The organism is Acinetobacter calcoaceticus, assembly GCF_900520355.1.
In the GTDB taxonomy this organism is placed as follows: Bacteria; Pseudomonadota; Gammaproteobacteria; order Pseudomonadales; family Moraxellaceae; genus Acinetobacter; species Acinetobacter calcoaceticus_C.
Window position 1 is genome coordinate 1656766 of sequence record NZ_LS999521.1, and the last position, 26357, is coordinate 1683122.

General features: G+C 36.7%; 14 protein-coding genes and 4 pseudogenes. 16 read left to right on the plus strand and 2 right to left on the minus strand.

Annotated elements, in window-relative coordinates:
• Positions 1–3: 3 nt before the first annotated feature.
• From AC2117_RS07965 to AC2117_RS07980, 4 genes and pseudogenes are all read left to right on the plus strand, one after another.
• A pseudogene (locus tag AC2117_RS07965) lies at positions 4–9300 on the plus strand (interleukin-like EMT inducer domain-containing protein); the annotation flags it as partial.
• Positions 9301–10428: 1128 nt separating this feature from the next.
• Positions 10429–11673, plus strand: a pseudogene (locus AC2117_RS19230) (DUF1983 domain-containing protein); the annotation flags it as partial.
• Between the two features lie 42 nt (positions 11674–11715).
• Complete coding sequence (locus tag AC2117_RS07975) at positions 11716–12063, plus strand: hypothetical protein (protein ID WP_133973186.1); 348 nt, start codon at positions 11716–11718, stop codon at positions 12061–12063.
• 2 nt (positions 12064–12065) lie between these two features.
• A complete protein-coding gene (locus AC2117_RS07980) occupies positions 12066–12752 on the plus strand; it encodes a hypothetical protein (RefSeq protein WP_133973188.1) in 687 nt (228 codons plus the stop codon).
• 362 nt (positions 12753–13114) lie between these two features.
• On the opposite strand, the gene AC2117_RS07990 is transcribed toward AC2117_RS07980, so the two are convergent.
• Positions 13115–13312, minus strand: coding sequence for a hypothetical protein (locus AC2117_RS07990; RefSeq protein WP_133973192.1), 198 nt, complete (start codon positions 13310–13312; stop codon positions 13115–13117).
• Between the two features lie 159 nt (positions 13313–13471).
• Between AC2117_RS07990 and AC2117_RS07995 the strand changes: the two genes are divergently transcribed.
• The 7 genes and pseudogenes from AC2117_RS07995 to AC2117_RS19190 all read left to right on the plus strand — a co-directional run.
• The gene (locus AC2117_RS07995; protein WP_133973194.1) at positions 13472–15004 is read left to right on the plus strand and encodes a hypothetical protein; all 1533 of its coding nucleotides are present in this window, start codon (positions 13472–13474) and stop codon (positions 15002–15004) included.
• Positions 15004–15657, plus strand: coding sequence for a hypothetical protein (locus tag AC2117_RS08000; protein ID WP_133973196.1), 654 nt, complete (start codon positions 15004–15006; stop codon positions 15655–15657). Before AC2117_RS07995 ends, AC2117_RS08000 begins: the two co-directional genes overlap by 1 nt.
• A gap of 454 nt (positions 15658–16111) precedes the next feature.
• A complete protein-coding gene (locus AC2117_RS08005) occupies positions 16112–16837 on the plus strand; it encodes a DUF3865 domain-containing protein (RefSeq protein ID WP_133973198.1) in 726 nt (241 codons plus the stop codon).
• Positions 16830–17297: a DMT family transporter gene (locus tag AC2117_RS08010; protein ID WP_133973200.1), complete on the plus strand. Its 468-nt coding sequence runs from the start codon at positions 16830–16832 to the stop codon at positions 17295–17297. Before AC2117_RS08005 ends, AC2117_RS08010 begins: the two co-directional genes overlap by 8 nt.
• Before the next feature lie 241 nt (positions 17298–17538).
• Positions 17539–19230 (plus strand): hypothetical protein, encoded by a 1692-nt coding sequence (locus tag AC2117_RS19015; protein ID WP_133973202.1) that lies wholly within the window; start codon positions 17539–17541, stop codon positions 19228–19230.
• Positions 19230–20666, plus strand: a pseudogene (locus AC2117_RS19185) (hypothetical protein); the annotation flags it as partial. The gene AC2117_RS19015 and the pseudogene AC2117_RS19185, both read left to right, overlap by 1 nt.
• A gap of 195 nt (positions 20667–20861) precedes the next feature.
• Positions 20862–21740: pseudogene (locus AC2117_RS19190) on the plus strand (hypothetical protein); the annotation flags it as partial.
• 132 nt (positions 21741–21872) lie between these two features.
• On the opposite strand, the gene AC2117_RS08025 reads toward AC2117_RS19190, so the two are convergent.
• Positions 21873–22790 carry a LysR family transcriptional regulator gene (locus AC2117_RS08025; RefSeq protein ID WP_133973204.1) on the minus strand — a complete coding sequence of 306 codons (918 nt, stop codon included), beginning with the start codon at positions 22788–22790 and terminating at the stop codon, positions 21873–21875.
• Between the two features lie 98 nt (positions 22791–22888).
• On the opposite strand from AC2117_RS08025, the gene AC2117_RS08030 reads away from it, so the two are divergent.
• From AC2117_RS08030 to AC2117_RS08050, 5 genes are all read left to right on the plus strand, one after another.
• The gene (locus tag AC2117_RS08030) at positions 22889–23407 is read left to right on the plus strand and encodes a DMT family transporter (protein ID WP_133973206.1); all 519 of its coding nucleotides are present in this window, start codon (positions 22889–22891) and stop codon (positions 23405–23407) included.
• Between the two features lie 70 nt (positions 23408–23477).
• On the plus strand, positions 23478–24194 hold the full coding sequence (locus AC2117_RS08035; RefSeq protein WP_133973207.1) for a hypothetical protein: 717 nt from the start codon (positions 23478–23480) through the stop codon (positions 24192–24194).
• 327 nt (positions 24195–24521) lie between these two features.
• Positions 24522–25334 carry a hypothetical protein gene (locus AC2117_RS08040; RefSeq protein ID WP_133973209.1) on the plus strand — a complete coding sequence of 271 codons (813 nt, stop codon included), beginning with the start codon at positions 24522–24524 and terminating at the stop codon, positions 25332–25334.
• Positions 25334–26032 carry a hypothetical protein gene (locus tag AC2117_RS08045; protein WP_133973211.1) on the plus strand — a complete coding sequence of 233 codons (699 nt, stop codon included), beginning with the start codon at positions 25334–25336 and terminating at the stop codon, positions 26030–26032. The genes AC2117_RS08040 and AC2117_RS08045 overlap by 1 nt, the downstream gene beginning before the upstream one ends.
• Entirely contained in the window at positions 26025–26243 is a 219-nt protein-coding gene (locus AC2117_RS08050; RefSeq protein ID WP_133973213.1) for a hypothetical protein, read from the plus strand. Before AC2117_RS08045 ends, AC2117_RS08050 begins: the two co-directional genes overlap by 8 nt.
• Positions 26244–26357 lie beyond the last annotated feature (114 nt).

Sequence of the window (26357 nt, forward strand, 5' to 3'; positions counted from 1 at the left end):
TATATGAATGGTTTCACACGTGCAAAGATTTTAAGTTACAACGCAAAAGTTCGTACTGCACAAGTACACATTCATGGTTTAACAGATGGCGCGAGTGAAGGCATTACAGCAACTTTTGCTTACCCCGTAGGTGACAGTGATCTAGATACTGAAATTCAAATTATTGATGGAGAAGACGTTTATGTTTTCTTTGAAAATGGTAATGAAGAACGACCAGTAATTCATAGCTATGTAAGTCACGGAGACGGCGCGATAGTCGGTGTACGACGAATTCGTCAAGACAACATTGAATTTATTTCTAAAGAAAATTTAAAAGTAGATTCTGGTTCAACCGTTTCGATCAAAACGCCGTTGATGAATGTGCAAGCGAATACACAGCAAACTGGTAATAGTACATTAACAGGTAATAGCACCGTAGTTGGAAATACCTCAGTTGCAGGTAATAGTTCAGTTGCGGGAAGTATGGCCGTTGGGACAACTCTTACGGTTGCTGGAGTTCCTTTAGATCCCAAAGCATTTCAAAGTGCGCTTCAAGATGCAATTGATAAATTGGAGGATTTAAAAGAAGAGTTAAAAGAGCAAGCGGAAAAAATTGATGAAAATAAAGATCAAGTTAGCCAAGAAATTGACGAAAAAATAAAAGAAGTAGAAGAATTAATCGAAAATATTAAGGACTCAGATGCATATAAATTGCTTGAAGAGGGTATTAATCATATCGATGAAGAAGTGCAAAAAATTCATGACCAAGTAAAAGAAGTTGGTCAGGAAGCACAAAGTAAAATGGATGAAGTTCGAGCATATATAGATCAAGAAATTATTGATACCAAACTAATCGTTGAACAACATACAAATGATGCAAACCTACGCTTAGATGAAGCTAATCAACGGATAGATCAATCTGTACAAGCTAATGAAGCAATGGTCGCAGATGCTCAACAACGGGCTATTCGTGCTGAAAAAGAACTCGATGATAAAATTGGTTTTATCAAGAGCGAAACAGATTCAATTATTGCTGATGTTCGAAGTGATTCAGATGAAATTCGCTTAGTTGCAGAGAATGCAAAAAAAGTTGCAGATCAAGAAATTATTGATCGTAAAAAACAGGTTGATGAAGCACTAATTGTTGTAGACCAAACTAAAGCTGCTCTAAAGCAGGATATTGATCAGAACTTAATAAAAGCTGGTCAAATGGTTGATGCAGCTAAATTAGCTATGGGTGAAGAAACCAACACTTTAATTAACCAAAAAATTGAACCAATCGTAAGCCAAACAGAAGCTGCTGTTAAAAAGGTTGATCAAGTTGCTGCACAGTATGTCGATCTTGATAAGAAAGTCGCTACGGGTTTTCTAGCAGAAGCTGAAGCACGTGCCAATGATAAAGAAGCAATTACCCAAAGTTTTGAACTTAAGTTTTCAGAAATGCAAAATGAATTGGGTAAATCAAATGCATTAATTTCGGAAGAGTCAGAAACACGTGCAGCTCAAGATAAGGCTTTTACTGAACAAATTAGTACAGCCCAGTCTCAAATTGGAGACAACAAAGCTGCAATCAATAGTGTTGAGCGAACAGTAGTTGAACTAGATAAATCTGTTGCTGAAAAAACTGGTCAATTGCAAGCAAGCCTTGATACGGCAAATGGAAATATCTTAAACGCTAATGACTTAGCTCGAATGCAATCATTAGGTAAACCACTACGCGATGATCCCACTTTCAAAGAAAGCAATAATTTAACTGCTTATGTTAACCAAGCGGGTGCTACCTATACACGACAAGTAAAATCCGCAGATAACCCAACAGCTTCAACTCATGAAATTCTTATCAGATCTACAGCCCTATTGGGTTCGGGATGGTTCCCAAATACACCATTACTTTCAGCTGCTTCAAATAAGATTTTCTTAGTAAAACAAATCATCAAAATCCCAGTAGGTTTAAAGCTTCAACCATATGGAAATGCATTAGGTACTGGTGGATTCCTGAAAGTTTTGGGAAGTGCAGAGGGGACAGGTAAATTTGAAATTTATTATTCTGTAATTAAATGTGGACCAGATATTGGCTCAACAATTCAAGGTCATTTCAGACCTATTAATAGTATCAATCCACCAATCGCTTCAGTTGAAAAACCAGTTGATGTAATTGTTGCTTCATATGAAGTTTGGGATGTCACCACTGTAAATGACACTATTCCAAAAACTTGGCGTGATCAAGTAACAGGCAATGCTTCATATATTGAAAAGGTAGAAGCTTCAGTAAAACTTGTCGATGATAAAGTAGTTTCAGAAGCCCAAAAGCTTGAACAACTTAAGACAGACTACAATTCTAATAAAACAAAAACTGAATCAGATTTAGTAACTATCACAAAATCTGTTTCAGATGGGGATAAGGCTTTATCTTTACGTATAGATCAAACAAAAGCTGCTTTAGAAGAAACAGACAGACAATCTAATGCAAATATTCAAGAAGTAACCGAATCTTTAGCAGAATTTGAACAAGCTACCACAACAAAGTTTTCAACATTAGATACTAATATTTCTAAAGAAAATCTGAAAGTTCAAGGCCAAATAGTTGAAGTTCAAAAAAGTGTCACTACATTAGAAGGCAATACTAATACGAAAATTTCGGGGCTTACATCATCTATTAAGTCTACCGACGATATTGCTAAATTAGCTTTTAATAATGCTGCAGAAGCTCAGCAAACTGGAACAACAGCTGTAAAAGCTACTGAAGCATTGGCTCAAAATTTATTAAGTTTAAAGTCACAAACTCAAGTAACTACGGGTGTACGTGCGGTTGCTACATCAAAAGGTATTGATGACTGGACAACTTGGCGTACTACTGGTGAAGCAAAAGTAATTCAGGATGCTGATGCATTGGGCGGTTATATTCTTGAGCTTGGGAATAATGTTGGCAATAATGAAGCGTGGTTACACTGGAATAACTTTGCAAAAATTAACCCAGATACACTTTATAGAGTTCGAGCACGTTTCCGACGTGTAGCAGGTGATACGGGAAGCATATATCTAGGTGTCTCCTGTAAAAATGCAGATCAAACTTATTATGTAACTACTACAAATGTCCTAGCTACAAATATGGGCTCATCAAACTACTTATTATCTGCGGTTAAGCCTATTTTAGGCGAATGGCAAGAAGTAGTAATGTACTTTAAAGGTAAGTCTACTGGTGCAGCAACGGGCCTAGGCACTATTGATAATCCGCGTACATTCCCAGCTCAAGCAGAATATTATGCCCCAATGTTTATTGGTAACTATTCTGCTCAACCAGGTATAAGTCAGCTTAATTTCATCATTATTGAAGATAATAACTCTTTAGCATCCGCAAATGATTCAACTGCAACAGCAAATGATTTGTTCAAGACTGCAACGAATCGTACTGAAGCTGAAGCAGAGCGGACTAGTGAACTCGAAGCAAGAGTAGAAAATGCAGAAACTGGTATTAAAACTAACGCTCAGGCTATAACAAAAACAGCCACTAAGAGTGATCTAGAAAGTGCAATGGGCCGAATTTCAACTGATATCACTGCAGCCGTAGAAAATATTAAGCTTGGTGGGGTAAATGCCGTAGCAAATTCTGAAGCTCCAAGAACTTCAACAGCAGCAACTAGTCGTGAATATTTATTATATGAACGAAGCAAAGAGCTAAAAGCATTTTATGATGAAAACTTAGATAAGCCAGTTACTATTTCTTTTGAATTGAGTGTACCCGTAGCTGGAACAGTTCAAGTTTATTCTTCCAATGGATCTGCACATTTTTTTATTACTTCTGTGACAGTTACAAAAGCGAGTGAATTACAAAAATTCGCCGTGACAGTATTACCGAAAGCACATACAGGAAGTACAACTGAATCCACTATTGAATTTTATGGAACTTATGGCTCAGGTCGAATTCCAACAATTCAAAAATTACAGATCGAAGCAGGTAATAAAGCTACAGCGTGGAGCCCAAGCCCTCGGGATACTCATAGTTCATTAAGTGCTAATGCGGAAGCGATTAAAGTCACTCAAGCGGAAGTGAAGAAGCATGGTGATACTTTATCTTCTCAAAGTATAGATATTTCAAAGCTAAGAAATGATCTAACTTTAACTAATTCTGAAGTAAGCAAGAAAGCCTCAACTGAAGCATTAGAAACAACAAAATCGGCAGTAACAGAACAAGCTGGTTTACTAAAAGCTGTAACTGAACAAGCAAACACCTTATCTGCCAATCTAAATAAATCGGCACCAGCTGGTACGAACCTATTAATAAACTCGAATGTAATGGGTACGTACAATGGCGTTTCATATCCTCATTTACGTTATAAATTAGGCGAAGATTGGGAAGTTGGAGCGAAGTACACACTTCTATGGTGTTCTGAACATACACGAGGTGGGGGAGATACGAACTCAAGTTTAGCAGTATATGCTGGTGGAGGCAGTCAGCTCTTACAGCAACTTGTCAGCACAGCAGGAAAAGTAATAAATAAAATTACCTTTACTAAGACTTCTGCAGGTATAGCTAATGAAGTTCACTTCTACATGCTAAACAGGCCAACAGCAGATAAGCAAAGTGTAGGTACTGTGTACTGGGCCGTATTAGTGAAAGGGGAATTTATAACTACTGACAGCTGGATTGCGAGTCCATATGACTTTAATGCAGCTTTTGATCAAGTTTCAGCTAACCTCACCGAATTTAAGCAAACGTATGTAACTGAAAATGAGGCATTAGCACAGCGCACATCTAAGCTTGAAGCCGGTATGACAGATGTAGAAAAGAATATTTTTAACACTGCTCAAGCTCTGAATAATTATGCAACTAATACAAGACTTGATGAAGTTACGGCGTCTCAAACAAAAACCTTTAATACTTCACTGACAAAATTGGATGAAGCAATTAAATCGGCTAATGACAGTGATTCTTTAGCTGGCGATTATAACTGTAAGAATCCTGATATGTGGTATAGCCATTATGGCTGGGATATGTCTCAATATTTTAAGACAACTACTACAGGAAAAGTCGGAAATACAGTATTCAGAAAGGATACTAGTAATCCTGTAAACTGCTTTAATTACAATAAACAGGCACTACCAAATACCCGCACTTATATTGTGAGCTTTCTTGTTCGCCGAAGCTCCGATTCAAATGGACTTTGTTATATCCCAATTGGCCGTGCCAAAAATGACGGTAATTTTTCTACTGCAAATTATACAAGTATCGGTGTACCTGTTTCAGAAATACCTGCAAATGAATCTTGGACCTTAATTTCCAAGGTCATTAATATGACTTCTGTTGCTGATACATACCCTCAAATTCAGTTGGGTATAGCTTTAGGTCATACTGGGAATAGTGGCTGGTGGGAAGCTCAAGCATATAGAATCTCCCCAGTAATGAACGAATCTGATGTTGATAGTACTATCGTTAAATCATCGATTCTTGTTGATTATTCGAGCAAATCGGACACTACAAAAGCGATTTCAGCTGCGACAGAATCACTTGATGCTAAATTCCGACAAAAATTTGGTGACTTGTGGACCAATAGTTCAGCCACATTAGATAGTACTCGTTACACGAAAACTGAAACAAACCAAGCTATTGCTGAAGAAAGTAAGGTTATAAAAGCAGCCATTTCATCAAGTGGTGGCGATAACTTAATAAAAAATGGTGATTTCTCGGCCGCTTTAGGATCTTTAAATTGGCGACAAAATTCACCAGTAGCAGGCAGTGTATTAGAAGTATTTAAAGATGAGTTTGGTGCAACATGGGGAAAATTTAGATCAACTAATACTTCTACTTATTTTAAAGGTTTTGTTGAGACTATTACTGTAGCTGAAGGTTTAGAAATGAACCAGAAATACACATTGTCATTCAAAGCAAAATCAATGACAGCTGCCCAGACTCAAATTTTTCTAATTATTCATCGTAGAGATGCTGCAGGTAGTAACAACCAAATTGGAACTGCATGGAGTAACATTCCAACTGATAAAGAAGTTTTATGTACATATACATTTGATACAAATCTTATTAATTTACAATATATTAACTTAATTCTATATGCGCAAATCGGATTTGCTCCTGACTTCTTAATTCGTGAAGTGCAAATTGAGAAAGGTGAGTTAGCTACAGGTTTTAGGAAAAATCCGCGTGAATTAGAAAAAGGACTTGAGGCTAATTCTACAGCGATAGAAGGTACCAAAGCTGATGTTCTGAAGAATGGCGACAAAATTACAGCCCTTTCTGAGAGCTATACCGTCCTAAAATCTAATGTTGATACGAACAAATTAGCTGTGGATGGTAAGTTTCAAGAAATTAATTCTACTATTAGTGATAACCAGCAAAACACAACGCAATCAATCACAAATTTAGAGTCAGGTTACAAGCAATTGAACCAAGACCTCGGGCAGGTTTTTAACTATCGCGTTTATTCATGTGGTTGGAATGGCTTTTTTACTGGAATCAAAAACCTAAAAGGTGAAATCAAATCAGTAGCTTCAGCTCGTGGATTCTCAGTTCATGTCTTAGCTGCGGATGGGTCTATTTCTACTTCTACTCGTTACGATACTTACGCGGCTGTAGCGAACGCTACAGCGATGAGTAATGCCATCTCAGCTATTCCGAACGACACCTTTGTTATTGTCACTAACTACGACAGCATTGGAGTGAATATCGCTACTGTTAAAAATGCCCTAATTTCATTAGGGGCAAATCCATTTACAATTGATCAAATTTCTGGGCGTGATGCATACATTTTGATTGGGCAGAAAGGGATAGGTTCAGGTCGAGGTATTGAATTACATTCAACACCGGATACAGGTCCAAATGGGGCCAAGCAAATCATGCTAGCAATGCAAGTGGTTAGTGGTATTCCGATTGGCCTAGCCAACAATAGCGGTAATTTGCAAAAGGTTTTAGAAAATCACGCACAAATACTTCAGGAAAAAATTACTCGATCTGATGCAAAAGAAGTTTTTGCTGAAGAAATTAAAATCTTTTCAGCAAAATTAGATACCTTGCGATACTCAGAAGAAAACTGGATTTTACTTGGTGACGATACGAAAATTTTAAGTATCTCAACAGGAACCAACAGAACAGTTGCTGTATGGGAACTTCAATACAAACATAAAGAAATTCCTATCGATAAAGGAGATCCAATTGTAGCCCGTATCAAATATACTGCTGCTGGATTAGTTGGCGCGACTTGTAGCATTCAGTTTCATGGAGCAACTTATAGCATTGGATTGCCTTCATTTATTGTTGCGGCCAGCGGTGAAATTGAATTGACTGGTATTTTCCCTTCTGATGTAAAAGCTACTGCATTTGAAGCTATCCCATTAGGTTTGCGCTTTGATAATGCGCCGTCTGGGGGAACATTTACGATAACAAATATGTTTATCAGCCGTGGTAATTCTGCACCTAATTTTAAAGGAGGTTTTAGATCTTCTCTCAAGCAAAATGCTCAGTTTGTAGAAGACACCTTTATTAAGGCTGATGCAAACAAGGGTGTCATTGTTCAACAGATCAACCAATATGATGCTGGTGTACCTGGTGGATTATCTACAGTAGTGAAAACAACAAAAGCTACAGCTGACCAAACTTCACAAGATCTTGCAACTCTCAAAAATACCGAAATTTCACAGTTACAAACAAGTACTAACAATCTTGGCTCGGCATTAGAAAACACAACAATGTTGGCAATGATGATTACGAATGGAAAATTGTTACAAGGAGATGTGAACTTTAAGAAGGGTAATAATGCAGTAGGTGTATATAACAATGCTGGCAATGGGAATGTTACTGTTACGCGTATTGCAAAAAGTGCGGATAACCCGACAACATCAACACATGAGCTGGAAATCAAAACCATTGGTGCAGCGAATCCAGTCTGGGGTGGATTTTTCCAACTTGTTTATGGCCGTGCAAATGCAGTATTCGTCATTAAATACTTAATCAAACTACCCGTAGGATATAAGTTGGTGAATGCTGGTAACTCGATGGGTACGGGTGCGATTGATCGATTTATCGGTAGTGTTGATGGTACAGGTAAGTTTGAAACGTATATTCGTATGATTAAGTGCGGAGCTGTAGGTACTTTCTCGAACTCAGGCCATGTATATGTTGCAGGTGGATCTACGCCAACTGCTACGGCTCCTTTGGTCTGGACTTTGGCTCAAATTGAACAATACGATGTTACTGATTACGCTTCAGCAGATCCCACACTGCAAGATTTTGTTTCTACGGCCACTGATTCAATTTCGACTCTAACAAACTTTAAAGAAAGCTGGGCTAGTAAGCTATCTGAGATGTCATCTATGTTAGATAGTAAAAACAGTGCATATATTTTGAATGCTGATATTACTAATACAACTGTAGAGAAAGCGATTGCAGCATCATCTCAAAAGCTTACTTCTGAATATACAAATGCTATGAGCGTTCAGCCACTAAGTTCAGGTGGTGGCAAAATTTTTGCTAAGCCATTAACTTGGCGTCAAGCAATTACTACTTCTGGCACTCTTGTAATTAAAACGCCAATTACTATTAATGCTTACATGACTAAGATCAAAATCTCAGGTTATAACTACAATAATAAAGAAGATAATACTTTTGATATGGATCTAGCATTTTATGCTTATACATCCACCACACCTTTTTATCAAAACATGACAGCTCGTTCATTTGGGATAACAATGGATGAAGCACATGCAATCACGAAAGGTTTGGCTCTAGCCTTAGATAGTAACAATAAAGTATGTATCTTGATTACAAAAAAAGATGCTTGGTCTTATCCAGCAATTACTGTTGAGTCAGCAACAATTACTCATACTAACCCACCAGATTATTTTAAGGATGGGTGGTCAGCGGCCATTGAAACGGACTTATCAGTATATAAATCAGTAACTCCTTTTACTGTCACCTCAATGATGGAAACTACAGCTGGATCTCAGGCGAAAGTTGATGTTCCGATGGGACAATTAAGTGATATTGCTGCTGATAACAAACTGACTCCGGTTGAGAAAAAGCAAGCTAAGCTGATCTGGGATACTCTCTATCAGACAGACACAAGTTTACGTGCTGAAGCTGTAACTTACGGTATTTCTTCATCTGCTTACGCTACGGCATTCAGTACGCTAAATACTTATTTGGCTGCTCTGTTTGCCAATATGAATGTGACCAGTACAATTGATCGTAATCAATTTATTACTAACTTTGCGAATGTTCATAATGCTCGACAAGAGCTGGTAAAGTTAATTTCTGAAAAAGCAAAAAACCTTGCGGACAATGCACAAAATAGTGCTAACAGTAAATCTAAGACATTTACGACTCAACCAACTATTCCTTATGCTCAGGGTGATATCTGGAAAAATGGTAATGCAGTTTCAGTTGCAACAGTAGGGCGAACTACTGGTTCATTCATAGTTTCGGATTGGATCAAAGTTGGCGATGTAACCGCTGAAAATACTGCAAATGATGTCATTAATGTAAATGGGGTAGCAGCAGCAACAGTATCTTCAAATGCTCAATTGGGTAAAACTCTGTCAGATAACATAATGTCTGACCTTGTTATAACCCCAGTAGAAAAATCCAGTCTAAATAATGAATGGAATAGAATAAAGGCTGAATACTCGAATTTACTAACTCAAGCAACAGCATTAAATGTAACAAGTACTTCATTTACGGCAGCATATAATGCAATCAATGGTAGTGTTCCACGTATTGAGCTAGATGTTCTAGTTAGTATGACTACTAACTATACGATGACCGCAGCGAATAGAGATGCATTTAAGGCGAAACTAAAGGCTTACTATGATCAAGCTGAAGCAATAGCTAAGGCTGTGACTGATGCAGTAAATAGTGCAGCAACAAACGCTCAAAACATTGCAAATAGTAAGTCTAAGACTTTTACCTCACAACCAACTATTCCTTATGCTCAGGGTGACATTTGGAGAAATGGTAGCACTGTTTCAGTTGCAATAGTTGGTAGAACTAGCGGTTCATTTACTGCATCTGACTGGACAAAAGTAGGTGATATTACTTCTGAAAATACTGCAGCTGATACATCAAAAGTAAACGGTGTATTGTCATCTACAGTAACGGCCAATGCCGCTGCGGGTAAACAAATTGCTGATGATGTGATGTCAGATTTAGTGATTACACCAACTGAAAAGTCAGCTTTGTACAATAGCTACAAAGATATGGAATCCAATTTTAACCGGTTGCAAAACTTGGCTAACCCTTGGGGTATTTCTGTCACTGCTGCAAAGTCAGCATGGGATAACCTAAATAATTTATCTCCAAAATTCTTTACAGATATAATTTCAACAACAACAACTAAAACCACCCTAACCGCAGTTCAACGCGACTCGTTGAAGGGTCGAATTAATACGTTCTATACAGAAGTAGCAAATTTAGATAAAGCAGTCACAGAGTATCTAAATAAAGCTGCAAATGATGCTAAAGACTTAGCTTCGACAACTAAAGCTACCTTAGAAAGGGATTACTTAACGGCTTCAAAAACTAATGAAGCTATAGCATCTTCGACTGAACGTATGACAGCTTCGTATTCTGCGAACAGTCAAAAAATCATGGCCTCTGTATTGGATACTTGGTTTAAAGATTGGCTAATTAAAACTCCAAGTGGAAATAAGCCTGAAATGACGATAGTGGCAGATGCAACTTGTCGTGGAGGGTATGCTTTAAGAGTTGGTAATAACGTTGGAAACGATGAAGCATGGTTGAATTGGTTTGCATCTTTACCGATTGATGACAGCAAATACTATCGTGTGAAGTATAGATTCCGCCGTGTGAGTGGTACCGGTGTTGTTTATGTAGGTGCAACATGTCAGAACGCTACGAAAACAAAATATGTAGCCCAAGACAATACTGAAATTAATGATATTGGAGCGAGTCATTATCTTGTTGCTGGTACCGCACCAGCTTTAGGATCATGGATCACAGGAACAGCATATTTTAAAGGAAGGTCTGCTGGTGCTAGTGCCGGTGCTGGAACACTTTTAAGCCCTAAAACCTTTGCAAATAAGGCTGCATTCTTTACGCCAGTTTTCATTGCTAACTATTCAGGGAAAGCAGGGGAAGTAGATTTAGATTTTATTGATATCGAAGATGCAGACAATATTGCCGACTTTGAAAATTTCAAAACTACTTACACAACTGATGTGGGTGCCTATGCAGGGGCGCTTCAAACCTTAGTATCGGTTTACGGCCAAAATGCTATCAAACTTAAATCACAAGTAGATTTAATTGATGGTGTAAAAGGCAAATATGTAATGGGAATGGATAACAACGGGGTGTTTTCTGGTATGTCGATGGTAAGTGAATCATCAAATGGAACTGTTGTCAGCTCTATAGGTTTCCAAGCAGATAGAATCTTTTTCACAACTGGTTCTTCTTCAACAAAGTACATCCCTTTCATTATTCAAGATAATCAGGTGATTATGAATAGTGATGTATTTATTAAGAATTTGACCGCAGCAAACTTTAAAGCAAAATCTCTTACTGCTGAATTATTTAATGTAGATAAATTGAGTGCAATCACTGGTGAACTTGGAACTTTAATTACTTATAAAGATCCATCGAAACCTACTGGTACCCGTACTGTACAAACAGGTGGCAAGATTGAAGTGTATGACGATAACAACGTTGTAAGAATGCGTTTAGGTTTTTGGTAAAGAAAAGGGCTAGTCATCTAGCCCTAATTTTTGGAGATTCAAATGCCTTCAGGTTTAGAAATTTATGATGCAAATGGAGTTCAGAAATTTAATAGTAACACTGATAGAGTACTGAATTTTATCGGTACTTCAACAGAGACTTTTTCTGGACCAGTTTCTCAATACCTTACAGTGTTCACTAGAGTCAAAGCTGGAATTACAAAAGATAGGCATATTATTAGACCTATTTCTGTAAGAAAGGATGCTAGTTCTACAGGTAATTGGCAAATTGATACAGTTATGTATGTTCCACAAAATGGAAGTATTGATTTTTTAGTTCATCTGTTTGGATGGAATAACTTTGATAGTACTCAAAAGCTTATTATTGATTATGCAATTTATAGGGTTTAGAAGTGTTTGCAGAATTTAATTTAGACAATGGTGATATCAACTTTTCAGATGATACTAAACCACTTTTGACTGATTATTCACGAGTAGCACCTATATCACTACAACCTTATGATGGTTCAATTTGGTATGGAGGGTCAAAATTTTTACAGTTTGCGCAAGTACCAGCGAATATAACGAACAGTACAAATAATTTAGTTGGTTTTAAGGCTGACGACAATAATATCTTGCAAGTGGGGTCAGACGCTTTTCTAGTAACACAATATGGTTCAACCCCATTCAACATTGATGTTAGAGTACACCTTCAAAATCATATAGTTAATTATTCAGATGCATATATAAGTACCTACGATGCAACAGGTAAAATAATGTGGTCAGCATCTGCTTTTATAACAGCACCTAGACTTATAGCTAGATTAGAAATTACTAAGGACTATATGAGCCCAAGTAATGCCCCTTGGTTAATTTATAATAGTCCAAATGATAAGCCACTATATCTACTTACTCCTCCATTCAATGGTATCTACGATTTAAATGGAGACGGCATATCTTATGAATCATGCATTCAAGTAAAGTGGGAAAATAATGGAAAGCGAATCATGGTTAATTTATCTACTGGAAGAGAAAACAACCATTACAATTTATTGATGCGGTATGGATATGTTCCAGTATATGTCGTGCAATATCCTTAGCACCATTCTTGACTTTCACGGCCTTCATGCCAATTACCTTCGTAGCAATGTCTTATTTCATGTGCTAAACATTGAGGATATTTGCGTAGGTAGATGACACACGTGTCACCCGTAATATCAGCATAAGCGAGGGTTTTGGGATTACCTCCGTTTAGTTTTTTAATTTCAATGTGAGAAATTGTACGTTCTGGAAACTGAACAACTTTATTGTGCTCAATAAATGTAGAGCAGCCACTTAAAAAAACAAATAATATTATCAAGTATTTCATGAGAATAATTTTACCAACTGTATGAGGAAAAAGGCAATATTGAATTTTAAGATTTAAAAAAAGCGCTCTATATAGAGCGCTTTTTAAGTTTTATTAAGCTGGCTGGTCTGAAGCAGGTTCTTCTTCAGGAAATGTATAGTTAACTGCAACAGCACCAGTTTTGCGATCCCAACCTAAGGTAAGGGTCTCGAATTCAGGATTGTTTTTATAACGTTGGTTATTGACAATATCAGTAGTTTTTTGAGCTAATTCGATATCCAATGCGGTAAAAACTTTTACACCTTCAGTCATTACAATGTCCTCTAAACAGATTAAAAAATATGTGCAGATAGAATTGCATGCTGACAAATTATGAAATCTGTATGGTTCCAATTAAGTTTGGAACCCATCTCAAAGTTCAAAGAGAGTAGCCATCAAAATACTTAATTATTTACGTATTTTGGCTTAGTTATGTCTTCTCGGTTCTTATCGTTGTTACTCGGAGAAAATGTTAATTCATATGATCAGCCTAATATGGCTAATCAGGATGCCACAGCTCAATTATATGAATCGATGGCTCCGTTTTCACTTGGGACTAATCAAACTAAAGCCAATAAGAAGCGTACACGAAAAGAAATTCTAACCAAGTGGGAGAAAATGCTTCGTTTTGCGCCTATTGCTGAAGGTATGGGCATCCATGTTTCGGCGGCACTTGGTGGAGATTCATATAGCGGCCAACAAGTATTTATTACACCTGCAGAACGGTTAAAAACGGCGAAAGGTCCAGCAGCTGAAAAACAAAAAAAACAACTTGATGAACGCCGTGTTGTGATGGAAAAGTTGATCAATAAATATTTGAGTAAACTGGCTCGAGATGCAATTTCCTTTGGTGATTCATATGCGCGTATCTATGGGAAAAAAGGAAAGGGTTTGGTTGATATGGTATGTAATGAATATACATATCCGCCGTTAGTACAAGCTTTTGAACAAGGCAGTAAAACGGTAGCATTCTTTTGCTTAGATCCTCGAAATTGGCAGAAGACAATTACCAAATTAAATACGATTCAAATGGTACGTTTCAAAATGCCTCGCATGAGTAATATTGCTCAATATGAGCTTGTAGAAACCGGTCTAGTCACCAAAATGTTAGAAGGTGATGATCCAGATGAATTGCCAATCTTACCAGCACATCTAGGCGGCTCATTCCTTTACGAAATTGAAGATATTTATGATGATGTGATACTTGCTTTGGCATCTATGAACAGCCAACAAATTGCAGATACCGTAAATCAGATGTTTTTGACGGTAAATATGTCAGGTATGCCACCAGCACAACGTCAAGCTTACGTTCGTGGTCTAGAAGGTTTACTAAAAAATCATGAAGCATATGTTAAGGATGCTTTATCAGGTGGGGATGCGGTTTGGAATACTGCTTTTCATATGCTTCCTGTATTTGATGAAAAACAAGTACTAAATCCTGTTGGAGATATCAAAAACCAGCGGAGTTCACCCATTAACATTGAACAATTCATGATTAATGTCCGTTTGTTAATGGGCGGGATAGGTCTAGACCCAAGTATGGTAGGGTGGGCTGACATGTTAACTGGTGGTATTGGTGAAGGTGGGGCATTTCATACTTCTGCACAAATCATGCGGCGATCACAAGACATTCGAACAGCAGCTTCTGAAGGTATTAATCAAATTCTGCATTTAGATTGGGGTTTTGCTTATAACGAACAATTTGAGCCAGAAGATTATCCTTGGCAAGTTGAATACTATTCAAACCAAACTGCAGCGGCAACAGAAGAAATCAGTAATGCCCAATCACGAATGAATACAACGCTCCTTAAAACTCAAGTAATCGCTGCTTTAAAAGAATCTAATTTAAATGTTGAAATTATGGCCTATATTCTTGAGCGCGATACAGGTATGAAATATGAAGAAGCCAAAGAACTTGCTGAAAGTATTGCTCAAAGCCGTAAATTTTCAGAGGATGAAGAATAATGGCTTTTTTTGAATATGAAACACAGAATAAAACTACTAATAACAGTTTTGGAAATGTTTTAAATCCTTTCAAAGAACGTTTTGCCAGACATCCTGTCTTATGGTCTGGATTAACAGTTGATAAAGCTGTTTCTCATTATCAAGAGCTTTATGCATTAGGTACACTCTCAGCTGCTCACTTCGGGATTGAAATTAGACCATACCGAGAAAATAGTAAAATTGCTCAAGCGAATATTCCAATTTTTGATCCTTCAAATAAAGTGGCTTGGTTAGCCAATAATGTTGATGTATCACTTCTTGATGCACAAACCGATGCAGTGCATATTGGTCATTTTCAACTTAACCATGTAACTGGCAATGCATCAAATGAAATAAGCATCTCATTTATTGAAACTAAAGCAGCAGCCATTGCAAATAGTGCATTAGCTATAAAGCAGATAATGTTTAACAAAGATGGGACGCAGCCGCCGCCTATAGAGTATTTAATGCGTTTAAAAATATACGCTTTTGATAAAGGTGCAAGAAGTCAGCATCAGTTTGAAATTGAGCATCTAGTATCATTACAAGCAGGAAATTTACCTTTAGATGCCTCAAATAAAGCTCATTCAATCGTTACCTTAAATTTCACTAAAATGTTTCCTAACTTTTTGTAATAATTAAGGATTGAGTAACTTGGTAGTTTAGTAATATTTTTATATTAAAATGGCTCACTTAATATTAAATTAGTGAAAATTAAGATAGAGATAATAGTGATTAATTCTATATGAATATCAGTTATATAATATTTACTAAATATGAGAATTTGATATAAAAAGAAATTAATGTGCACTAAAATAACACTTCATATTATATGTGGTTGTTTTTTAAAAACAATAATAATTGATTCAATATGGTGCATTATTATATTTCTTATTAGTTTCATGGTTTTAATTTATGCACTATTATAATGCATTGTAATTTTTATAAATTGTTTCTGAAATTTTTTCTATTGGGTTTGTTTGACATGGAAATGAAATAATTATAAAAGATAATATATGGTAATTAATATTTTTCTGATATTAATTATTTTAATAAATTCCAGCAAATAAATATTTTAAAGGAAAACTTATGAATTATAGTGAATTACAATTAACTGCAAAAAAAGTGGCAGAAAACGAATGTCTTACACACTGGTCTAATCATAGTAATAATTTTACATATTCTCAATATAGTATTCTGGTTAATAACCTAAGACATTGGCTAGGTCCAACTGCTTCTCGACTCGATTTAGGTTGTGAAATTCTAAAAAAAAATCAAACTAATGAAAATGAACAAAACCACAATATTTTAAAAATAATTGAAGCTTTTGAAATGAATATTGCTGAGGAAAAAGGTTTAGATGACGGTCAACCCCATGCTTATTTATTTATCAAATCAGTAAATTCATATAGTCAGGTTTTATATGACAAAATTCCTGAATATGGAAAAGGTATAGAATCAACGATGAAATTAAAAGATGAGTCTGAAAAACTTTTTAATAGTGATCTATATATTATGTTAGGTGCTGCTTTAGCTCAAGAAATCCATGCTTTACCACAACTAGAATTACTAGTGAGGGGAGCAGAAAAAAATAAAGAACTTTTTTCTGACGAAAAATGGTTAGAAGTTTCCAATTTTTATGATATTCATTTAGATGGAACTGAAGCACGTCATGCTGAAGATTTAAATAAGACCATATGGTCAATAATTGATACTGATGCCAAAAAAGAAAAATTCATGATTGGTTTTAATAAATTTCTTGAACTTCTCGATAATTTTTGGAGCAGTTTATACTTAGAGGTTAAGAATGCATAATATTAACTATGTATTCATTAGTGTTTTAGGGGGACTAATTGTCCCCCTACAGTTGGCAATGGTAAATGCTTTCAGAAATACTAGTGGTGCTACACAAATACAATCTACTTTTTATCTTTATGTTGGGGGTGCCATTGCCTCACTTATAATTGCACTATTTATGGATGGTGGTATAAAACCTCCTGCATATGGGCAAACTACTTGGTGGATGTGGATGCCTGGATTTTTAGGTTCCCTTTACATACTTTGTATGTTTGTTGCAGCTCCAAAAATTGGTGCAACGACCACTCTTTTATGGGTTTTTATAGGCCAAATGCTTTTTGCAACGATTATTGATAGTACGGGTCTACTTGGTGTACAAATAAGAAAGTTAGATGGTTTAAAAATCCTCGGCTTAGGTTTCATTTTAGTTGGAGGACTTATCATGATTTATAACGAATATCGAAAGGTAACTAATTAAAAGCCGCTCTAGCGGCTTTTTTATTTAAATGTCTAATTATTCACATATTTCACTTATTTTATATTTTACTTTCTACTAATTTATCAGTTGAAGAAAGAGCAATATTAATAAGTTACTCATAAATAATTTTATTCTAATGATCCTTTTTTATTAGTTTTTATATGTTGAATTTTGGAACCTATCAATAGTTAAGAATATTTCAGCTGAGAAAATATCCTCAAATTAATATGAGGATAAATCGGTGAATGTTAAATCAATTTTCATTCAAACCCATGGACCACATCAAAGTCGAGCAGTTGCTGGTTTTGACTCAGTGAATAGTGGTGCTTGTTCAATTGGGATTATCAAAGGTGATTACCGCCAAATTAATGCCTTAGTCACTGAAGACTCCACAGAAAATGACCTTTGGCGTGTTGTAAATTTAAAGGGTAAAAAGAGTGGAATTGATGCTTTTGACTCAGTAGCGGTTTTAGGAGCTATTGATGACCAACATGCTGCTGATTTAGCAATCTTGCAATTTGGCCGTATGTTTGATGCTTGCGTTACAGATGTTATTGAAACAAATCAATTTGGGCTTAAACGTCAACTATCTTCTAAACTGTTCAATTTGGCTTGTTCAAAACCTATTCAACGATGGCAATTAGAACAGCTACAAAACGTTATTACTGCTGAAACACCTCAATGGGACGATATTAATTTAGTCTCTCATAGTGGAGACACTTCAAAGCTGCTGTTAGATATGCAGCGAAATGATGATTACAGTGAATTATTAAGTAAATTTGATGGTTTGCCTTCGCTGTTGTGTGCTCTTGGTGTAGAAGAGGCGCATTACGACTCTATCATTATTGATTATCAGCATTTAGAACAGCTTTCGGCAATCCTAAATCGAGCTATGGATCAGTTTTCGAAAACTGGCGTTAAAGTTGTAAATGTCACTGAAAGTAAGCCTTTCAAACATAAAAAAGTACTTCAAATTGCGCTTACTTATGATTTTGATGACGGCCAGAACTTTACAATCCTTTTCCATAAGCCAGATAGATTATCCAAAAATATTAGTCCAGCAGATTCATTAGTTTCTTGGAAGATCTTAATGAATAATCGTGATATTACTGCCGCTATTCAACCAAACCAAGGTGAAGGGATATCAATCCCAGTTTTAGCTGGTCGAATCATGAAGTTGATTAACCAAAACAGTAACCGTTTTAAACGTTTACAAGCTAAAAAAGCCGAAAAAGCTAAAGCATTGGCTAAAGCCGAAAATCGGGTTTTAGAAAAACAAAACTTGTTGTCTTCTTTAAAGCAAGAAATAGAAAGTTTGCAATCTGAACTAGACAATTTAGCTACTTCTAAAACTGAACCGGCGCCAGAGGTGGCACCTGAACCAGAGCCTGAGGTGGCACCTGAACCAGAGCCTGAGGTGGCACCTGAACCAGAGGCTGAGGTGGCACCTGTACCAGAGGCTGAGGTGGCACCTGTACCAGAGGCTGAGGTGGCACCTGAACCAGAACCTGAGGTGGCACCTGAACCAGAGCCTGAGGTGGCACCTGAACCAGAGGCTGAGGTGGCACCTGAACCAGAGGCTGAGGTGGCACCTGAACCAGAGGCTGAGGTGGCACCTGTACCAGAACCTGAGGTGGCACCTGAACCAGCACCTGAGGTGGCACCTGAACCAGCACCAGAGGTGGTACCTGAACCAGAGCCTGAGGTAGCACCTGTACCAGAACCTGAGGTGGCACCTGAAATACTACAAAATCTATTAGTTTCAGATGCTTCGAATCCATTGTATAAGTCAATCATTGAAGGACAAGTAGGCGTAAGTTTGGAAGTACTAGAACAAGTTCGAGATGAGGCTGAAAAGAATTTAGAGGACCCTTTATTAGTTCCAGCTGTAACTGAGTTACTTAATCAAATTAAAGTTAAGGAGAGCGTTTAATGATATTTAAATTAATTACGCCTTCTGTAATAGCAACGGACCCTTTAATTGTAATTGATCAAATGATTAGTTTCTTTAAACCAACGCAGCCCTTAACTGGGCTTTTACGGGGTAGAACTAATAATGTTAAGACGGCTAAAGGGGCAAAGATTTCGACTGTATTCGCATTAGTTGATATTGGACAAGTCATTGCATCTCATACAACAACCGGTGCAGAAAACCCAAACTATCCTCAAGAATTGCAACCACGAGATCGTAGTCGTGAATCATCAAAAGCATGGGTACATAAAACTGCTAATGATCTAGATCCCGAAAGCCTTGGCCGCTCGGGACGGGCAGATACGGGAGCACCGATAACCGGTGATGATTTAGTTGTTGAATCAGGAAATGGCCGAACCATGGCAATCAAGCTTGCATATGAGCTTGGTACCGCAGATGAGTATAAACAATGGTTGATTGAAGAAGCCGATTACTTTGGTTTTAGCACTGAGCAGGTACAAGCCATAGCTAAACCAATTTTGATACGTATTCGTACAACTGAGATCGATAGAGCACAATTTGCTATTGATGCAAACCAAGATGATAAGTTGTCATTTACAGCTACAGAACGAGCTAAAGCCGATGCTAAACGATTAGATGAGAATTTACTGGCTCTCTTTAACCCAAGTGAAGACGGCGATTTACTAGCAGTAAGTAATCAAAAGTTCATTCAAGGTTTTTTAACTAAATTAGGTGATACAGAAGCAGCGCAGTACACCACGAAAGATAAAAAACCAACACAAGCACTCATTAATAGAATCAAGGCTGCAATTTTTAGTAAAGCGTACAACGATGATCGTCTGTTAGAAATGATGGCTGATCAAACAAAACCAGATCTTCAAAATATGCTTAATGCACTAGGTGTTGCTGCTCCTAAATTTATTGAAGCACAAGCTATTAGCCGTGGGAATGTTCAAGATATTTCAGATCAAATCGTGGATGGTGTGGAGCAAGCCATAGATCAACGTGTTGCAAATGCAATTATTGATGCAGCAAATACTATTTTATCAGCAAAGCAAAATGATCAAGATATTGTTGAGTTTGTACAGCAGCAAGGTCTTTTCGAGGATCTGGGAGAAGGTGTTGCTGAGCTGGCCGTGTTTCTAGCTAAGAATAGCCGCAGTTCAAAAAAAATGAGTATGTTGTTTAAAGCTCTTGCGGAATTTGCAGAAAAACAGGCTTTAGATAGCATTAACGTTGGGTTATTTGGTGAGCCTGAACCCGTTAGTGTGAAAGATGCAATCCAATATGCAAAGCAAGTACTTGGAAAGGATTTCATAAGTGTAGAAATGTATGATTCTATTGAAGGGATAAACATTTCTAGTAACCATAAGATAGTTCGCTTAACGAAAGAGGGAGCAGAACGTTTTCATAATTCTTTGAAAATTAGTGTTGATTTAGCTTCTGGTCCAGACAAATCTGTTGTGTTCAATCTGGATAATGATTTAAGAGCTGCATTTCTTAAATCAGAAATTGATAAACAAGCTCATAATGCAGCAACATCTCCATTCAATTTGTTATCCGAACCTACTGAAGAACAAAAAGTTTCAGGTGATTATCAAAAGGGCATTATTGAAATTGCTGGTTTAAAAATAGCAATTGAAAATCCGGCAGGTTCTCTACGTTATGGTAAAGATCAAGATGGCAACTTTTGGCAAATCTTAATGAAACACCACTATGGATATATTGAAGGCACACAGGGCGCAGATGGAGATGAAATAGATGTATTTGTGAAAAGCGGGCTAGAGAAAATACCTGATTCCGTTTATATCATTCGTCAGCAAAATAAAGATGGAACTTTTGATGAGCATAAAATCATTATAGGCGCTAGTGATTTCATTGAAGCAAAAAATATTTACCATGCAAATTTTGACGAAAATTGGTCTGGCTTTGCAGGAATTAAAGAGATTTCATTAGAAAGTCTCAAAGCTAGTTTGAATCATACATGGAGTGAATTTGATTCAATTTTGCAGCAACTACCGACATTAGACATAGTAAATGAAAATCCTCTCGATGCTATTAATCAAATGATTGATCATGTAAAGCAAAAATTTCATACTTACGAAATACAACCACCTAGAATAAAAGTATATGGTTGGAAATCAGTTGAAATGGCAAAGCACTTAACTTACCGAGAACTTCATCTTTTAAAATATAAAACTAATCATGAACATAAATTATCTATTCCTAATGGGATTTATAATGTTGATGAAAAAGGGCTTAAAAAACTCAATGCAATAAGCTGGGCAATCTATCATAGAGATAAGTTATTCCGCGAAGGTAAACTTGCTAATGAAATGCAGCCAGATTCTAGTGACATTATCAACATTCAAAATGAAGCTAAGAGATATATTGAGCTGGGTTTATTTGATAGCGTAGTAAACGAAAATGATAATTTTCTTTTAGATGAAATTGATGATTCAGAAAAAATGAGAATAAATGACATTCTATACGAAGGATTAGATGTTTAGTTCTGGAACCTACTAAAAATTAAGTACTTATGAACATTCAACATAGGAATGTAAAGTTCCTATGTTGAGGAATATTTTTCCAGATCAAAGTACTAATCAAATTTTTCTTTTCTTCCTTTTCTAGCTATTAATTTATTCCTGTAACTGGAATTCCTCACAACATTTCTTTATAACATTTCTTAGCCACTGATGTGCTAAGTCACGTTCTTTCCTAATATGCCAGGCTTGCATATATGAGAATCCTGGAAGGTTTATCGGAGGGGCAAATTGGCAAAGTGATTCATGATAATTTTCTGAACACACAGATCTACTAGCAACTGTTAATATCAAATTAGTACCTGGTAATAACTGCACAGCCGCACTCCAATGAGGCAAGGCGACATTGATATGACGTTTAAGTCCTTTAGCAGCCAACGCTTTCTCGATTTCATCAACTGAGTCAGGCTTGAGTCCAAGCATCACATGTGGCCTTTCAAGCCATTCTTCCAGTGACAAATCTCTATTCTTAGGTAGATAGGTTCTATCTGCGAGGCAGATAAACTGCTCAGGAAAAAGGAATTCTTTCTGAATTTCCTCATTATGCACTGGAAAAATTCCAAGAGCTAAGTCAAGCTCACCTTCTTCTAGTTGCATCAGCATCATTTCGCGACTTGCCTGACTTATGGCGAGATCAATACGTGGAGCCACTTTATTTATATGACCTATGAGCTTGGGTAGTATGATCCTTGCTGCATAGTCTGACATTGCAATCCTGAATGTACGTTGAGCCGTAAAAGGATCGAATTCGGGTGAACCAAGCATTTCATTTAACTCAGTTAATGCACCTTCGAGTGAAGGTAATAAGCTTTGCGCGCGTACTGTTAAAACCATCTTTCCATCTTTACGTACCATTAATGGATCATTGAATAAAGATCGTAATTGAGACAGAGCATGACTAACGGCTGGTTGGCTTCTGTGTAATCTAATAGCCGCACGAGTGACGTGTTTTTCGGTCAATAATGCATGAAGTGTTAATAAAAGATTTAAATCTATTCTACGAAGTTCATCCATGGTGTGCATACTCAACATGCATATAAACGATTTTTATAAATATATCGTATATGAAATAATAATTACATCAAATAATCATTCACCTGAAGAGGCTTAATATGTTGAGTAAAACAATGCTGTTCTCTCTGATACCAGCAGGAATGGCATTTCTAGCTGGTGCGGTATTACCTTTTCAGGCAACAAGCAATGGTGAAGTAGGAAAAGCTCTAGGTCACCCTCTTTGGGGAGCTATAGTTTCGCTTATCGTAAGTGCAGCGGTCGTACTTTTACTATTATGGCTTCTAAAAGTGCCTAGCCCACGTGTCGGTAATGCCTTACAGGCACCATGGTGGGTTTGGATTGGTGGTGTGCTAGGAGCTGTCTATGTTGCAAGTGCAGCAGCATTTGCCCCTAAGTTAGGAGCTGGTGGATTTATTGTACTAGTTGTAGCGGGTCAAATGATTGCAGCAGTTGTTGTTGATCATTTTGGATTAATGAATTTAACACCACGTCCAATCAATCTCGCACGATTTGCAGGCGTATTTTTCATTCTTGCTGGAGCTGTATTAATTCAATACGGTGGACACATATCTTCTGCCGATGCAACAACTACTACTGATCAGCAGAATAGAATTTAAAATCAATATGCTAAGCAGTTTCTAGCGAATTGCTTAACCTATGAAAGTAATTTAATCAAGGAATCTAAACATGAATATCGTAAAAATCCAATTCAGTGATGGTCGCCCCGATGTAGCAGGCATTCAAGATGTAAATAATGTCTTAAATGCAATCGGAGTACGTGCAACTACCATTAAAATTCCTACTGAAGCTCGTCCATTACTTAAAGCATATAAGAACCGTGCTATTACAGAAGGCGAGGAGCATCAACTAATCTCTATTTTTAATTTGAATCGCGCTGAATTAATGGAACAAATCCAGCTTGCTGGTCGTACTCCAGTCATTCCTGATGGTGGTGTATTCACAACTGAAGGGGGCCAATCTTCTTATCCTAAAGTGTATGACATGAAAGCAATGTCACCAGAAGTACAAAATTTTGTTCTAAATAAATATGGTCGTCTACATGTGAATACTTCTGATACTGGATTAGGTATTGACGAAGTTATGACTGTTATTACAGGTGGACCTTTCACTTGGATGTTCCTGTTACCTGATGGTGTATTAGCTCGTCTCACCGTAGAATTTATAGGTGAAAATGAAGATGCCGTTCGTCTGAGTTACCCTGGTATTCGAATGCACGCAGGCTATATGGATGCCAAAGAAGGTTTAGTTGTTGCTTTTGCTCATGGACCGGACAACTTTGAAATTAAATATGAAGCAGATATTCAATATTCAGAGTTACTTGGTGACAATCCATGGGTTGACTTCTCTGGTGAAATGCCTCGACTACACAGTAAACTTGCCTAGAATTTTTTATACAGATAACTACTATCACTTCTATTATTAAAACAAAATTAGTGAATACAAGTTGTTGTAAAATATAAATTTATTATATATCTTAAAAATACTCAGTTCTACGTATCTGAGTATTTTTAATTTTTTACTATTTATATTGATTTCATTACATCTGCTTTACAAAAGCCATAAGAAAATGTTTTTTTGATGAAAATTTTCAAAAATGATTCAACATGTAATTCGTGAAATAAAATAAGTATTTTTCTGCTTGGAACCATTATTAGATGATAAAATTTTAATTACTAATAATAGTCTTATCTTTTAAGGTAGGACTTTTTTATGTCCAAAGCTTTAGCATATGCACCAGCTGTAAATACAGCAAAAACTAAGTTGCCAAGTACTGAATCAGATCCATTCTATGGTTCTATTTCAAAGCATAAATATGCAGAATTTTCTCTTTGTGATAAAGATGGTAACCCAATAGCGTCACCTGTAATTAGAGCATTGCTTACTGAAGGTGATAAAAGCATTGAGAGCCAATGGCAAACTCCGTTTGAAAATAGCAATCCTGAGCTAAAAATGCCTATGTTGATGGCTAACTTGCAAACTGGGCAAATGCTTCAAGTCGCTGGTTCTTTGGGAGAAAATTCCCCTTTTAAGTCTGCACTAATTGATATGGCATCAGGACCTTTATCAACTGCTGAAAATGCACTAAAGAGTGTTGAAGGAAGAACAAATTTAACCAAAGTGAATACAACGCAAGTATTCCTATCTACTTCTTCAGTACGTCTCAATTTATCAGTCTTTTTCTTGGCCTTTAGTGATGCGAAATCAGAAGTTGAAGACAGAATTATGCAATTGGAGGCATGGAGTCTGCCAGTTACATTATCTTCAGATTCTACGCTACAGAATGTCGTTAATGACTCAAATACAGCCCTAGAAGGATTATTTTCAGGTGTAATCCCGCCTTTTGTATCTCTTACTACCCATGGCAAAACTTATAAACCCTTTATTATTGAAAGTGTTTCAGCACCAATAGTCGCGCCAATTGATGAAAAAGGTAACCGGTTAAGTTTGGCCGTCAATATTAGTTTAATGAGTCGTACTGCATGGGACTCAAAAGACATTTATTCATTATATGGAGGCAACTAATGATTACATTTGATCCTGTGCCAGTTGGTGAAAATACCTTCCAAATGCAAGAGCTTAGTTTTGAACAATGTTTAAAAGTCTCAATTATTCAACCTCATTTAAATGAAAAGAGGCTTACAGCCTTTCTAAAATCTGTCTTAGATAGTGTGTTTGATCCATTACTTTTAACGATTCAAGAACGGTATTTACTGCTACTTAAGTATCTTGAAAAACAAAGTAATACTATGTTGGAAGTGGATACTGACTGGACTAAAGTTTTCCTTCGATCTGAAATCTTATGGAAAACTGAAGTTTCTCTGAATGGTGTAACTGTTAGACAGTTAAATGGAAAAGAAGCGGAGTTCCTTGAAGCGAATTGTAAGAATGTCGCGGAATGGATTGCATGCATGATGGCTTTTCAGCTGAGCTATTCTAATCATGAGCACTTAGCTTTATTGCCGGATAGAACAAATCCACAATTATTTGAAGAACAATTTAAACAACGGCTAGACTTTATCAAGAAAATGCCAGCGAGTGATTTCGATTTGTGCTATCAAGATTTTAATAATTTAAACAACGAGTTATTCACTCATTTACGGTTAAGTGTCGATAACTATGGCATTTTAGTGGAAAGAGGTGCAGATGACGCGCCTGCTCGATTTCGCACCGCTTCCGTCTTTACTGGAATCATCAAAGAGTTGGACCGATCTTTTGCTTGAGACTGTTAATAGTATTTCTGCAAACTGTCCAATGCCTTTGTTTGATGCTTTGAAAATGCCTTTGAGTTTTGAAAGTACTTATTTCAATTCTTCTGCATGGGAAAGCCGCAAAAAATATTTAGAAAATGAAGTTGAGCGGCACAATGCTTTTATAAAACTGGGACAGGAAGTCATTAAGGGGCTAAATGCATTAGCTAGTAGAAGTCGATAATAATTAATTATTAAAAGTCTGAATTATTCAGGCTTTTTTTATACCTTTCTCTTTGGAACCATACTCATTTTAAAACCATAATTCTTGCAAAAATAACCACAAATGAAACGTGGG

Coding starts and splice junctions, on each gene's coding strand:
- AC2117_RS08030 (WP_133973206.1), top strand. CDS start 22,889: ATGTTGAGTAAAACAATGCTGTTCTCTCTGATACCAGCAGGAATGGCA.
- AC2117_RS07990 (WP_133973192.1), bottom strand. CDS start 13,312: ATGACTGAAGGTGTAAAAGTTTTTACCGCATTGGATATCGAATTAGCT.
- AC2117_RS08005 (WP_133973198.1), top strand. CDS start 16,112: ATGAATTATAGTGAATTACAATTAACTGCAAAAAAAGTGGCAGAAAAC.
- AC2117_RS08045 (WP_133973211.1), top strand. CDS start 25,334: ATGATTACATTTGATCCTGTGCCAGTTGGTGAAAATACCTTCCAAATG.
- AC2117_RS08025 (WP_133973204.1), bottom strand. CDS start 22,790: ATGGATGAACTTCGTAGAATAGATTTAAATCTTTTATTAACACTTCAT.
- AC2117_RS07975 (WP_133973186.1), top strand. CDS start 11,716: ATGCCTTCAGGTTTAGAAATTTATGATGCAAATGGAGTTCAGAAATTT.
- AC2117_RS08035 (WP_133973207.1), top strand. CDS start 23,478: ATGAATATCGTAAAAATCCAATTCAGTGATGGTCGCCCCGATGTAGCA.
- AC2117_RS08040 (WP_133973209.1), top strand. CDS start 24,522: ATGTCCAAAGCTTTAGCATATGCACCAGCTGTAAATACAGCAAAAACT.
- AC2117_RS07995 (WP_133973194.1), top strand. CDS start 13,472: ATGTCTTCTCGGTTCTTATCGTTGTTACTCGGAGAAAATGTTAATTCA.
- AC2117_RS08000 (WP_133973196.1), top strand. CDS start 15,004: ATGGCTTTTTTTGAATATGAAACACAGAATAAAACTACTAATAACAGT.
- AC2117_RS08010 (WP_133973200.1), top strand. CDS start 16,830: ATGCATAATATTAACTATGTATTCATTAGTGTTTTAGGGGGACTAATT.